This is a genomic window from Pectobacterium atrosepticum (assembly GCF_000740965.1).
GTDB classification, from domain to species: domain Bacteria; phylum Pseudomonadota; class Gammaproteobacteria; order Enterobacterales; family Enterobacteriaceae; genus Pectobacterium; species Pectobacterium atrosepticum.
The window spans coordinates 940,962-955,005 of record NZ_CP009125.1 but is presented as its reverse complement, the minus strand read 5'-3'; the positions used below and the strand labels follow the sequence as shown (position 1 = coordinate 955,005).

The following is a 14,044-nucleotide window of genomic DNA, read 5'->3' as shown; positions in this document are numbered from 1 at the left end:
CCCGGAGAGTACGTTATGAAATACCCATCTTATCGGCGAGTAGCAGGATTCATCATCGGTTGCCTGTTTTTGATGCCATCGGCCTACAGCGCCCTGAGCCTCGATCGCACCCGCGTTATTTTTAACGATGATGAGCAATCCGCGACAATCATGTTGATGAATCAAAACGCGGAGAACCCGTTTCTGGCGCAGTCGTGGCTGACAGACGAGCACCACAATAAGGTGAGCACACCACTAATGGTGCTACCGCCGTTACAGCGCATCGAAGCAAAAGGATATAGCCTGATCCGTCTGGTCAAAACCGAAAAAATCACCCAATTACCTACCGATCGCGAATCGCTGTTTTACCTTAACGTTCGGGAAATCCCCCCCAAAGCGGAAAAACCTAACGTACTACAGATAGCTATTCAGTCTGAAATAAAGGTGTTCTTCCGCCCCCGTAGCGTAAAGCCAGCCAAAGACGAAATATGGCAGGAAAAACTGATCGTCAGAAAAACGGGAAACACCTTTCAGGTAGAGAACCCAACGCCGTACTACATCACGGTAAGCAGCATCCTGAAACAGCCCAAAGCGACGCGCGCCAACCCTACCAGCCTGCTGAAGGGGAATGCCTTTATGGTCGCGCCACGCTCAACCCTCTCGGTTGAGGTGAATGACAGTGCGGTCGATCGCTTCTATCTGTACTACGTGAATGACTACGGCGGCCATCTGGAGTTGCCTTTTACCTGCGCACAAAACCAGTGTCAGCCCGTAATCCGTAAATAAGTTACAGGGATATCCGCCATGTCTTGGTTAGCCGTTCGTCAACATCGCTATGTCGCCCTCTGCGCGGCGTTCTTTTTCGGCCTAACGGCGTTTAACGCCAGTGCGTTGGAATGCCGGTTGGGCACAGTGACCGGCCCCGTTGCCGATCACGAGGATATAGGTACGCTAAAAATCCCAGCAACCTTGCCTATTGGCAGTCGCCTCTGGACGTCAAAACCCTATGCCCGCAGCCTGGCCTGCTGGGCGTATAAATCCGTGCGCCCACAGGGTGAGCTGTCCTATTTCTACCCTAATCCTGAAGGCAGTGTCATCAGTCAAGGTGTTGGGATTGGCATCATCTATAACGGACAGGATCTCGGCGTGATTACTAATGGCGGCACCTCCGCATCTCGCGTATCAACAGGACAGTGGATCTTGCCGGGCCCCAATGGTTCATCACCGCCGTCCAACCCGACCATGCTCAATGTCACGGTGCAACTCTATCTCCAAAAAACGGGGAATATCACCGATACCACGGCAGGAGTGGATTCACTGCGCGTCTTCCAGATTGACGGAGAAGGAGGCATCAACAATAAGCCCGACAGCAACTATGGTCTAAGCCTGTCAGGGCTACACGGCATCGAAATTATGCAGTGTGCGGCGAAGATCAACGTCTCGCCCGATAGTTATGTCGATTTTGGTACGGTTAGAGCATGGTCAGGTACGGAAGCGAATGCGCTGGCGCAAACGGAGTTCCACATCAATGTATCGACCGATGGTGGAGAAGACTGCGGTAAGGGATTCGATCTGGACATCAACTTCGATGCCTCTTCGCGGGGAAATTCGCTCGTCGGGGTAGACGGCATGAATATGGGAAATGGTGCCACATTAAAAATCGAAGATATGCGTAGCGGCAATAACGTGACGTTTAACCAGTTCATCGGTCTGGTTGACGGCCTGACGGCATCAAGCGGCATGCTTGAACGGCGTTATACAGCCAAGCTCTACGCCTCCGGTCCCGCAGTGGTAGGCGATACCGAGAAAAATATTATTCTGCGGTTTAATTATCATTAATCTGTCTTCATACGCGAGATCGCAACGATGATAAAAAATGACAACACGGTAATAAAAGCCAGACCACGCGGCGCATGGCTCGCTTTCACACTCGGCATCCTGACTCTGCCCTCGGGGTCGTCCATCGCGCAACAGATATCATCAATGGACGACCATGAAGTGACGTTTCACGTTTTAGTCGTCAACGCCGCCTGCAATGTGAGTTCGGAGAGCAAAGCCATTGTGGTGAACATGAGCGAAGTCTCCGATCGCTATTTAAAAGCCAATAGTTACGGTGACTGGCATGACTTCACGATTAACCTTACGGACTGCAATCTGGATACTTACCAAAACGCCACGATCCGCTTTTCAGGAAAAGAAGAGCCGTTATTACCAAAGCGGTTGGCGCTGGACACCCCATCCGGTGCCAAAGGCATCGCGATTGGCATTTATCATGAAAACAAACTGGTCGGCATCAACAACAGCACGGGTAGTGTTGTGCTGCAAAGCGGGGACAACGCCATTCCCTTTTCGGCTCGCATCGAAAAGATACGCGACGACCTGATTCAATCCGGTGATTTTGTGGCAACGGCGAACTTCACCTTGAGCTATTTATAACGAGGCTAAGATCTGTGCCGCCATGTGCTTTCCCACACACTGGCGGCACGCGGCTAAACGCATGTGTTAGCGACTAAATACCAGCGGAATTCTTTTCGAGAACAGGAAATACGGGATCCAGACGGCAATGCCGAAGACCGAAGAGACAATTGCGCGAATATCGCCAGTATCGAGCTTAACCTCAAACAAGTAAGCCGGTAGCAATGTCATATACCCCACCAGCACCGCGCTAACAAGATAGTAGGCAACCATGACATTCCGCGTACGTTTTTTACGTCGGAAGAAGCTCATTGCGGCGAAAATTTCCAGTGCGAACATGGCAAGCAGGAAAAACACCAGAGCCAAAGCGTAATAGCCGAGGAATCCAGTGTTCTTAAAGTGAATAATCATCGCATTGATAATGTCATACAGTGAGAACGGCGTCGTAATGACAGAAAGAATAATCCCCAGCGCCGGAAGGTAGAGAATACCGTTAATCTTCTGCTGTTCTTTCTCTTCACACGCTGAACACAAACCAGACTCTTGACGCGCATCGTTATCGCAGTTTAAACACTTCATTTCTTAATCCCTGTGAAAATATTCCAAAAAATGATGACGGGTGAATAGCCTGTTTTTTCCATTACCTTAGCAAGCGAATAAAAAGCGCCAATGTCGAACTCTCATCCCCCATCAGGCTGTGACCTCCGTCCCAGACGTGATATTTCCTCACTTTTCCTAATTGGGCTGGCCGCCTTCATTTTCGCCATCACTGTGGAGTAGCCCAACGTATGCTAGGCATCTGCACATAGTCATACCTTTCACTCATTTTCTATAACACTTTCGTAACCTACATACGAGAGGTGTAAAAAGTGACAACGACAACAAGCCTATCATCTACCCACACCAGAGAGGCGCATCTCGCCTCAGCTATCGCCAAATTTTTCAAACGTATTATCCCAATGCTGGCCATTATGCTGATTATTAATCAGATAGATAGGTCAAACATCGGATTTATAAAAGCAGAACTCCAGACCGATGCCGGCATCAGTGCGGCGGCATTTGGTCTTGGCGCAGGGCTTTTCTTTATCGGCTACGCGCTGTTTGAAATACCCAGTAACCTGATGATGAAGAAATACGGAGCACGGGTATGGCTGACTCGCATCATGATTACCTGGGGAGCCGTCGTAGTCGCCACGGGCTTTGTCACCAGCCCTACCCAGTTTTATGTCCTGCGCTTTTTACTCGGCGTAGCCGAAGCGGGCTTCTTCCCCGGCGTGTTGTATTACTTCCGGCTCTGGGTGCCTAACGCCTGGCGTGGCCGGGCAACAGCGCTAATACTCAGTGCCAGTGCGGGGGCGTTTCTCTTCTCTGGCCCGATTACGGGCGGCATCCTGATGATGCATGATTTCCTCGGCATTGTGGGCTGGAAATGGGTGATGTTTCTGGAAGGTATCGGTTCGATTCTTGTAGGGATTCTGGCGGCCTTTGTGCTGGTATCCAGCCCCGATAAAGCCCGCTGGCTCAGCGTAGAAGAGAAGCTCGCATTGGAGCAACAGCTACAGCAGGAAGAGATGGAACGCGATGCGCAGCAAACGCACACGGGGAAACTGAATTTACTCACAGACCGCAGAACGCTGTTTTACTGCGCGATCTTCTTTACCATGACGATGACAGGTTACACGCTGGTGTTCTGGCTTCCGCAGATTATCCAACGTATTCAGGGGTTCAGTAGCTTCGGCATCGGCCTGCTTACCGCTATTCCCTGGCTGTGTGCCATTATCGCCATCAACCTGGTTGGCAAATTCAGCGACAAACATCGCCAGCATTTACCCAAAGCGCTGGGGGTCGCCATGCTCATTGCAGCCTGCGGTACTTTTATGGCAACAATCGGATCGCCGTGGTTCGGCTTCTTCGCCATGATCGTTGCCTGCATTGGTTCAAAGGTCAGCGCGACCTTCTTCTGGCCCATGCCACAGGGCAATCTGCCTGCGTCCATCGTCGCGCCGGGTATTGCTCTGATCAACTCCATTGGCAACCTTGGGGGCTTCGTCGCGCCCACCGTATTTGGCTATCTGGAATTAAAAACCGGCAGTACAACAGGCGGCCTCTATTCCCTAACCTGCGTCTCCGTCGTTACCGGTCTTTTCTTACTACTGCGTAGCACACACGCCACGCCACCCAGCTCACTCAAACCTATGGAGCATCGCAATGTCTGACAGCCCTATCATTAAAAAAATGGAGGTCATTCCGGTCGCCGGTTATGACAGTATGCTTTTGAATATTGGCGGCGCGCACAACTGCTACTTCACCCGGATTCTGGTGACACTGACAGACAGCGCGGGGAATACCGGTGTGGGAGAATGCCCCTGCCATTCCAGCACGCTCACTCTGCTAAACGACGTCATCCCGCAGATAGAAGGGACACAGTTACTCAAAATGAACACCACGTTGAGTACGCTGTTTAAAAGCGATAAGCGTAATCTGAGCAGCGGGCAGAACGACAACACCGCGATTCATATTCCGCAGATGAACCCGGAAAAATTTTATAATGCGATAGCCGCGACAGAAGCTGCGCTGCTGGATCTGACCGGGCAGTTCTTAAACCTTCAGGTCGCGGAACTTCTGGCCAGCGGTAAACAGCGCGATTCGATTCCCATCCTGGGATATCTTTTTTATATCGCCGATCGCACCAAAACCGATATGAATTACCTGCCCGGTGAAACCGGAAAGCATGACTGGTTTTATCTACGCCATCAGGCAGCGATGGACAGCGACGGCGTGATTCGTCTGGCGGAAGCCGCTAGCGATCTCTACGGTTTTAACGATTTCAAACTCAAGGGCGGTGTACATAACGGTGAAAAAGAGGTTGAGACGGTAAAAGCACTGCTGCGACACTTCCCAGGTTCGCGGGTTACCGTAGATCCCAACGCAAGCTGGTCCCTGGATGAATCGATACGACTGGGGAGGGAGCTACAGGGTCAAATTCCTTATCTGGAAGATCCCTGCGGCGCGGAGAATGGCTATTCTGGCCGAGAGACGCTTGCAGAATTCCGACGCGCCACCAACATTCCTGTCGCAACCAATATGATCGCTAACGATTGGCGTCAGCTTAATCACGCACTCCAGCTTAATGCTATCGATATCCCGCTGGCCGATCCGCACTTCTGGACCATGCGTAATGCCAATACCGTAGCGCAGTTGTGCCACGAATGGGGATTGATTACGGGTTGTCATTCCAACAACCATTTCGATATATCGCTCGCCATGGTCGCTCATCTAGGTGCCGCCGCGCCGGGCGAACGCATTACACCGTTTGATACGCACTGGATATGGCAGGATGGACAGCAGCTCACCCATGAAGCACCGCGCATTGACAAAGGACACTTACATTTGCCTGAAGGACCGGGATTAGGAATTACCCTGAATAGGAAACGAGTAGAGGAAGCACACAGGCTTTATCAGTCACTACCGGATAAAAACCGTAATGACGCGCTTGGTATGCAATTCTTAATTCCCAACTGGTCATTTAACGCCAAACGACCCTCACTGGTTCGTTGATCAAATCCCCGCCGAGACTGTCGGCGGGGATTATCATTGAGTTACGATGTAGAATGCATGCACTTAAACTTTAAAAAAAACATGCATTTAATCTTTAAAAGGCATAGTTAACCGTCATAGAGACACTGCGCGGCGCGCCATACACGGCATAAGGCGCAAGGTAGTCGCTGTACTCTTTATCAAACAGGTTGTTGATATTCGCCTGTACCGCCAGCTGTTTAGTGACCTGATAGCGGCTAAACAGGTTAACCAATGCGTAGCTGCCTTGCTCGGCACGCAGCGTGGTATTTTGCGGGCCGGAACCCTCCTGCCAGATGCCATTTTGCCAGTTCACGCCGCCGCCAACGGTTAATTCCGGCAGCGTTGGTAACTGGTAGCGGGTAAACAACTTGAACGACGTGCGCGGCTGTTCTGGGTTGACCGACTTACCATCTTGATCGTCAACCACATAGCGCGAACCGCCAAACGTCATTTGCAGGTTATCCGTCACCGCGCCATTAACTTCAAACTCGATCCCTTTGCTGACAACACCATCAACTGTACGGTAGGCAAACTCACCGCCACCGCCGGGAATCGCGATTCCCGTTGATTGTCCCAAGTTATCCTGCTCAATGCGGAAAATTGATACCGAGGCAGTCAGGCGGCTGTTATACCAGTCTCCCTTAACACCCGTTTCGTAGTTTTTACCCGTAGTAGGAGACAGATACTTTTTATTAATATCTTTTTGCGTTTGCGGCTGGAAGATATCGGTGTAGCTGGCATACGTCGACCAGGTATCGTTGATGTCATAAACCAGACCAACATAAGGCGTCACGCGATTATTGCTGGTATCACCCGTCGAACCAATGATGCTCCAGTCGGTATAACGCGCACCGGCAATCAAATGCAGCGGATCGGCTAGAGAGAAACGCGCCGACGCATAGAGCGATTTTTGACGCGTGGTTGAATGTTCATAATCTGCCCAAGGTCCCCACGCTGGATCGGCAATATTGCCATTCCAGTTATAGTAATTGCCCATATCTGCCGGGCTGATCGTCGATTGCGTATTATAGAACTGGCTACGTTGGCGATTATAGCTGCCGCCTACCACCAGCTCATGCTGGCGTCCTAATAGCTCGAACGGTCCAGAGGCGTAAGTGTCAATCGCATCAACTTTACGGGTTCCCTTATTCCATCCACCATAGGCTCCAGTATTGAAGCCAGACGGATCAACAAGCATTCCGGTATCTTTATCGAGGAAACCATTGGCATACATCAGCTTGGAATCGAAGTTGGTTTCGCCATGCGTCCCGTTCATACGCACCTGCCAGCCGTTATCAAAGCGTTGAGTTAGATCGGCAAACACTTTTCTCGACGTTTTATCGGAATAACTCCAGTTCGGCGCGGAGTTAAATTTGTGTCCAAAATTCGTGGGGCTGCCATCGGTAAACCACGTTGGCAAACCACCCCAAGTTGGGCTATCGGTGTTGTGTTCCTGATAATCATAGCCAAGCGACAACGTGGTGGAATCGGTGACATCAGCATCAATCACGCCGTAGAGGAATTTCTTGCGACTATGGTAACGATCGAGCCAGGTGTCGTTATCCTGATAGCCCGCAATTACGCGCCCGCGCACGTTACCGGATTCCGTCAACGGCGCAGACAGATCGGCCACCATCCGTTGTTTATCCCATGAACCGTAGCTGCCAGATACCGAGCCTTTGAACTCGCGGCTGTCCGCATGCTTGCGCACCATGTTCACCGCAGCAGCAGGGTTACCCGTTCCCGTCATTAGTCCCGTCGCACCGCGTACCACTTCAATACGATCATAGATCGCCGTGTCTGAGCCTGAATCACCAAAATCCCAGATTTCGTTAACCACCGTCGGAATATCGTCAAACAGATAGTTAGTGATACGAAAACCACGAGCGAAATACGTCGCACGTTCGGAGTCGATAATTTTAGAGGACACACCCGTCGTGTTCGCCATCACCTCGCCAATGGTTTGCAGGTTCTGATCTTCGATACGCTGCTTGCTGATAACACTCACCGACTGCGGGATATCACGCGGCGTCAGCGTCATCTTCGTTCCGGCGCTAGTGACTTTCACGCTGTAATCCTGCGGATCGCTGGCCTCTGCATTCGCATTGGCGTTAGCGCTGACGACAAGTGTGTCGCCTGAGGCGGGATTTTCTTCGGCAACAGCCTGAGTAGGCAGGAAAGAGGCAGAAATCAACAGGGCGAGAAGAGAAACTCCGAATGGTTTTGCTCCGGCCAGCGAAGAATCACAAACGCGCGTTTTCCCGGCGCGAGTAACTCCAAAAGACATGGTATATCCTTGGTTAACGAATGATGATTTTGGCGAGATGCTGATGCGTTTCTTGTCAACATTTGCACAGGAAGGAAAATGATAACTATACGCATTATTATTGTTATTTCAATAAAATGGTCAATGTCATTGAAATGCAGTCAGATAGAAAAGAACAAATCACCATATCGTTAACAAGACAGTGTTAAAAAAGAAACATTTACCGATTCTGTGGTCACAGCGCAGCCAGTGTCGCGGGTAAAAGATCCATACTGGACAATCGCAAAATAGCGCGCTATCGAACGTTCAACCAGAACAGCGTCATGAGAAGCCGTAACAATTCAATGAGAACAATAACAATGTCGCCTTTTGCAATGGCACAACATACGCTATGTGGAGGGAATTAAAGGGTGGGAGGGCCAGCGAAATGGTAATGCATTTCGCTGGCACAAACCGAGCTGTGTGATAAGCCAGTCAAGGGGAAGAATCGAAGAGTAACTCACTCATAAAAAACATATTTTTCGACACAACATACATTTTTATTATAAATAGTCTGGTATTTTCCCTGGCGAGGCAAATACGGACTTAATTTCTTTTTTTATCAACATATAATCAATAAATATCAGATTATGTTTCTTATCATAGAGCAATATAGCGACGTAAGAACGAGTGAAATTCACCCTTGCCTAAATATTTTTAACATGGTAAAGAAATATTCATATTGGAAGTATAGTTTAGCGTGCTAATAATGAGGTTTATTGTAATGAATTTGAATGTTACTGACACACCAGAGCCAGATGAAGAAGAATTTGTAATAGAAAGCCTTTGGAAACACAATGAGCAGTACGAGTCTGTTGATATTTCCCCGCTCTTCTTAAATTTCAAAGATGATGAAAATAACATTATCGCAGGGTTAATTTCCAGAACCTGGTGGGGAGCATTGGAAGTTCAATATCTTTGGGTCAGTGAGGCGTATCGTAAAAGTGGTCTTGGCCGTAAACTTATGCAAAAAGCTGAAAATGAAGCATTAAAACGTGGGTGCCATCAGGCTTACGTTGATACATTCGGATTCCAGGCTAAGGGGTTCTACGAAAAACTGGGATACACCGAGTATGGGAACCTGCCGGGGTATGCACACAAGCATACTCGACATTATTTAGCTAAATTAATTCGTTGAATTAATCCCGACCTATTAAGGAGGGCAGGATGCCATCATCAAAAACAAACATGACTGATTATATTCGCAATCTGATTATTATGATGGAGTGTTTAAATGAACCATGGGGTATTAAAGATTTATCATCACGCCATGTTTACATGAATAAAGCCGCTTACCTTTATACCAACACACCGATGGGTTTTGATATTGAAGGACGACTTGATGATGAATTTCCTGCCAGTTGGGCGGAGCTTTCCGACGATTTAAAAGAACATGACAGGATGACAGAAAATAGTGAACAGCGCGTAACCGTGATCGAAACACACTATTGGTATGGAAAGAAAACGCTGACCCCCTTCGTCAGTGAAAAAATCCCCATTTTTGATGAGAATAAGCTTTGTATTGGGACTATGTGGAATGCCAGGCCTTTGGATACAAGGTCTCCACTTATATACATAGACCAAAAGAAGCCAACCACATTACAAACCGAGTTAACTACCAGCATTTTCACCCAATCAGAATTGGATATTATATTTCTGATATTACAGCGTTTTTCAAATAAAGAAATCGCAAGAAAAATGAACGTATCACCCAAAACAATCGAAAACAGAATATATAACATGTATCAAAAGGCAGAGGCGCACTCATTACCTCAATTTGAGGAGTTTTGTCGCCATCTGGGAATCGATGGTTATATTCCTAACTCTCTCATCGAGAAAGGCATTCAATTTATATAAGAGAACATATCTACATGGAAAAAATAGATGATTACCCCGTCAGCCGCGTTCCGCTAAATGTCAGGCTGCCTTTCTTAAACGTGGCATTAGTGCATATCGGCATGTTAACCGCGCTAGACCAGTTTATGCTAGGTGCGGTACTTGGCCATTCAATGACGCTAAGTCAGGCGTTCCTCTCCATATTTATTGGCAGTGCCATCTTTGGCGTAGTGACTGTGGGGCTTGGCTATGCGGGAATGAAAGAAGGCATGTCGGGAAGCCTGCTCGCACGCTGGTGCGGCTTTGGCCGTATGGGTTCAGTCCTGATTGGGTTGGTTATCGCCATTAGCCTTATCGGCTGGTTCGGCGTCCAAAATGCCGTTTTCGCCAAAGCGCTTAACTTTGCGATGGCGGATAAGCTCGGCTTTGGCTGGTCTGCCGCCTTGTCCGGTATTGCGCTAACGCTACTGGTTGCCTTTGGTTTTAGAGCATTACGTTTCACGGCCAAAATCGCCGTACCCATGTTTATTATCGTTATCGGCTATATCTCGATAATGACACTCTCAGGCCACAATATTGCTGAACTGATCGCCTCAGCGCCTAACGGCGAGGTCATTTCCATTAGTGCTGGCGCGACGATGGTAGTAGGCGGTTGCATCGTCGCCAGCTTAATTACTCCAGATATGACGCGTTATTCCCAAAAGGGAAAACACGTGTTCTGGATGACGATGCTGTCGATTATCGTCGGGGAGTTTATTGTGAATGGCCTCGCCATCATTATTGCCCGCGCACTCAATACCGCAGATGTCGTGACGATCATGTCCCAGGCGGCTGGTGGCATCGGGCTAATTGCCGTTATATTTTCGACATTGAGGGTGAACGATATCAACCTTTATTCCTCCTCTTTGGGAATCGCCAATGCCATAGAGGGCGTCACGGGGAAAAAATTACGCTATGTCTCGATAACGCTGGTGATTGGCCTCATCGGCACCGCGCTATCCGTCGCGGGTATTCTAGACCGTTTTATCGATTTTCTGACGCTATTGGGCGTGCTGTTTCCACCCATTATCGGCGTGATGCTGGTTGATTATTATATTTTGCGCACTCACAGAACGCTGCTGGACACCAGCCGTGCCGAAGGCCAACTACCCGATATCGCACAAACGCCGCTGATTGGCTGGCCGGCTATTATTGCCAGCATTGCCGGTGCCATCGTCGGATTAGCCTTTGAATGGGGCGTGCCAGCGTTTAATTCGTTACTGGCAGCCAGTCTGCTTTATTGGCTAATAAAGATTTATACCAATAACCACATTCATTTTAGGAAACTAGAACATAACCAAAATTTAAAATGAAATAGGTAACAAGATAAAATTAATCTATAATCCAATCGACCCCTTTCTACAGAGGTCGATATTTTTTACTTAAGCAAAAATAATTCCTGAATAATTCTAACTGCATGTAGCAGTAACGCACGGGCAGTTTGCAATATGACGGACATATAGGATGGGGTCTTATATATCAACGAGGAATCCCCTCTCGTGAAATAATAAGGCTGATTAGCAATATTCATGCTAGGAAAAGGATTTATGCCAAAAATAAAAACACTTCTCACGCCGCTAAACTGTCTACTCGTTTTAAGTGGCGCATTGATGGTCAATACGGCAAATGCCGCTGAAGCTTGCGTCGCGGGTAACTGGCAGGTAAATAGTTCCATCACCGATATGCCTTCCGTAAAATACCAGACTGAGCACTTTGCCTTCCGCTGGAATAATAACGACGTTAACCGTAATGATGCGGTTGCCGCTGGGCAGAAACTGGAACAAATTTGGGATAAGTTCATTAACCAAATTCAATACCCCGAGCCTTACTGCAAGCAGACAGTAAAATATAAAGCCAATATTCACATTGATCCCACTTTTGGACTCAGCGGCGGTATTGCTGGCGGTGGCAGCATGGGAATGTGGATCGGCCCAGCATCGCTGAAGGACAACTGGGGACTGGCGCATGAATTTACCCATGCGTTACAAGGGCAAACTGGCGGCTTCCAGGGTGCGGGCGGGGATGACTACGTTGGCTGGATTTGGGAATCCCACGCGAACTGGATGACGCACCAGATGGATGAATTCCGCGGTACGTCTGCACACTGTTCAGAAATGCAGGTCAACTATTCACATATTTATCTGGGTTCAACACGTAACCGTTACTGCAACTGGCAGTTTATGGAATATCTGAAGAACCGCTTTGGCTATAGCGCCATCAACGACATGTGGTCAAAAGCGCCGAAAGGGGGCGAAAGCGGACAGTCTACCGCCGATCCATTGTCCGTTCTGCGTACTAACATGGGTTGGAGCCAGTCTGAATTCAACGATACCTTCGGTGACTGGGCGATGCACAACGTCAACTGGGATTACATTGATCCAGACGGCTTCGATCGTGGTCGTTTTTATCGTTCAACCTACGGCAGTTATGGTGCAGTCCAACCCAACCAGAATAACGCCGACCGCCTGCTGAGAACCACCGCGCTTGAGCCGGTTGCTGGTGCCAATGCTAGCCTACGACGCTTCTCCGTACCGTTCGATCAGGCTCCGCAGCAGTTAGGCTACAACATCGTCCGACTGATTCCAGAAAGTGGTGCGACGAAAATCACCGTTAAATTCCGTGGCATGGTGCAGAGCAAATCGGCCATTACCCGCTTCCCTGGGCTGAAAAACGATCCGGCAACGATGCCACAGCCGAATTCCGACTGGCGCTGGGGTATTGTCGCTATCGGTTCGGATGGCGTTTCACGCTACAGCGAATTGCAGCGCGGCGCGTCTGCCACGGTGAAAAACTTCACCATCCGACAGGACGATAGCGGTATTTACATGGTGGTGATGGGTACACCGTCGCAAATGCAGAAAATCAAGTGGGATCAGGCTTACTACTCTCTTTATCGCTACCCGTGGATGGCTGATTTCACTGGCGTTTGGCCTGAAGGAAGTCAACCCGGCGCACCGAATCCAACCGCTAACGGTTCTCGCCACGCAAACGGCGGCGGCTGGGTGTCTAACTCTGCCAATGTCGCCCCTACTGCATACGTCGGGCCTTATGCTCGCGTGATCGGCGGTACGGTGAGGGATAACGCCAGAATTGAAGATCGTGCAACGATTCTGAGCGGAACGGTGGAAGGACGCGCCGTTGTCAGCGGCCTGACAGTAATGCAGGGCAATACTATCGTGCGCGATAACGCGCGACTGCATACGGTCTTCATGGGGCCAGGAGCCTATGAACGCGGCATTGTGCTGTCAGGCAATGCACAGATGCGTGGAGATGCAGAAATTCGCGGCGTTTCCGCGTCGCAGGGCGTGTTCTATGGTTTTATTGATGAAGAGGAAGTCAAAAGCAGTGCAGCCGGCGCTTACCTGACTGACGCTGTACCAGAAGTAACGGCGGTTCCGGTCTACAGCACGAAATAGTATCACTACGAAAAGGGGAACGGACTCAGAATCACGTTACGTTGGTTCTCAAAACAAGTTAGCCCCATAAATAAACAGGCCGCCATATTGGCGGCCTGTTTTATGCGATGCATAGCACAGATTCTAGAACAGTGCGCCAGGCGGCACGTTTTTATAGGTATTCAGGTAAGCCGCCAGCATTTTTTTAAATAAGTTACGCACTTTTTTCACCTTGGTTTTACTTTTGAATGACGCGATGGAGTTGATCTTGTCTTACTGGCAGTGACCTGCCTTATGGTGGTGAATTGTACACCTCTGTTGAGCAAAAGCTAATTTTTTGTGACACAAGTCACACAATAAAACTCACCTATGCTATCCCCTACCCGCGCTGATTTTCTTTTGTTGCGAATCATTACCCTCAGTGACCAATACGCCGCTGGCTATGCTATGCTCATGATGAAAGACGAAATTTTAGTCACTGCCCGTTATTAATTGA

General features: G+C 49.1%; 12 protein-coding genes. 9 read left to right on the top strand and 3 right to left on the bottom strand.

The features are described 5' to 3' along the window. Positions 1–15 precede the first annotated feature (15 nt). Genes GZ59_RS04240 through GZ59_RS04230 form a run of 3 tightly spaced genes read left to right on the top strand, consistent with a single transcriptional unit; the run spans position 16 to position 2,415 of the window. Positions 16–765 carry a fimbrial biogenesis chaperone gene (locus GZ59_RS04240; RefSeq protein ID WP_011092543.1) on the top strand — a complete coding sequence of 250 codons (750 nt, stop codon included), beginning with the start codon at positions 16–18 and terminating at the stop codon, positions 763–765. A gap of 18 nt (positions 766–783) precedes the next feature. Next, the gene (locus GZ59_RS04235) at positions 784–1,818 is read left to right on the top strand and encodes a hypothetical protein (protein ID WP_039290374.1); all 1,035 of its coding nucleotides are present in this window, start codon (positions 784–786) and stop codon (positions 1,816–1,818) included. Positions 1,819–1,845: 27 nt separating this feature from the next. Then, positions 1,846–2,415, top strand: coding sequence for a fimbrial protein (locus GZ59_RS04230; RefSeq protein ID WP_011092541.1), 570 nt, complete (start codon positions 1,846–1,848; stop codon positions 2,413–2,415). Positions 2,416–2,481: 66 nt separating this feature from the next. On the opposite strand, the gene GZ59_RS04225 is transcribed toward GZ59_RS04230, so the two are convergent. Beyond that, on the bottom strand, positions 2,482–2,973 hold the full coding sequence (locus tag GZ59_RS04225; RefSeq protein ID WP_011092540.1) for a DUF2569 domain-containing protein: 492 nt from the start codon (positions 2,971–2,973) through the stop codon (positions 2,482–2,484). Between the two features lie 290 nt (positions 2,974–3,263). Between GZ59_RS04225 and GZ59_RS04220 the strand changes: the two genes are divergently transcribed. Both GZ59_RS04220 and GZ59_RS04215 read left to right on the top strand, forming a co-directional pair. Continuing rightward, entirely contained in the window at positions 3,264–4,610 is a 1,347-nt protein-coding gene (locus GZ59_RS04220) for an MFS transporter (RefSeq protein ID WP_011092539.1), read from the top strand. Then, positions 4,603–5,952 (top strand): glucarate dehydratase family protein, encoded by a 1,350-nt coding sequence (locus tag GZ59_RS04215; RefSeq protein WP_039290370.1) that lies wholly within the window; start codon positions 4,603–4,605, stop codon positions 5,950–5,952. The genes GZ59_RS04220 and GZ59_RS04215 overlap by 8 nt, the downstream gene beginning before the upstream one ends. 94 nt (positions 5,953–6,046) lie before the next feature. On the opposite strand, the gene fhuE is transcribed toward GZ59_RS04215, so the two are convergent. Beyond that, positions 6,047–8,260 (bottom strand): ferric-rhodotorulic acid/ferric-coprogen receptor FhuE, encoded by a 2,214-nt coding sequence (fhuE, locus tag GZ59_RS04210; RefSeq protein ID WP_039290367.1) that lies wholly within the window; start codon positions 8,258–8,260, stop codon positions 6,047–6,049. 742 nt (positions 8,261–9,002) lie between these two features. Here fhuE and GZ59_RS04205 point away from each other — a divergent pair. The 4 genes from GZ59_RS04205 (at position 9,003) to GZ59_RS04190 (ending at position 13,569) form a co-directional block, all read left to right on the top strand. Then, on the top strand, positions 9,003–9,416 hold the full coding sequence (locus tag GZ59_RS04205; protein WP_011092536.1) for a GNAT family N-acetyltransferase: 414 nt from the start codon (positions 9,003–9,005) through the stop codon (positions 9,414–9,416). Positions 9,417–9,445: 29 nt separating this feature from the next. Continuing rightward, positions 9,446–10,135 carry a helix-turn-helix transcriptional regulator gene (locus GZ59_RS04200; protein WP_011092535.1) on the top strand — a complete coding sequence of 230 codons (690 nt, stop codon included), beginning with the start codon at positions 9,446–9,448 and terminating at the stop codon, positions 10,133–10,135. A gap of 14 nt (positions 10,136–10,149) precedes the next feature. Continuing rightward, positions 10,150–11,466, top strand: coding sequence for a cytosine permease (locus tag GZ59_RS04195; RefSeq protein WP_011092534.1), 1,317 nt, complete (start codon positions 10,150–10,152; stop codon positions 11,464–11,466). A gap of 234 nt (positions 11,467–11,700) precedes the next feature. Further along, complete coding sequence (locus GZ59_RS04190; RefSeq protein ID WP_011092533.1) at positions 11,701–13,569, top strand: Svx/AvrXca family virulence/avirulence protein; 1,869 nt, start codon at positions 11,701–11,703, stop codon at positions 13,567–13,569. A 123-nt stretch (positions 13,570–13,692) separates the two neighbouring features. Here GZ59_RS04190 and azuC read toward each other — a convergent pair whose 3' ends face one another. After that, a complete protein-coding gene (gene azuC / locus GZ59_RS24035; RefSeq protein WP_223254637.1) occupies positions 13,693–13,770 on the bottom strand; it encodes a stress response protein AzuC in 78 nt (25 codons plus the stop codon). Between the last annotated feature and the right edge of the window lie 274 nt (positions 13,771–14,044).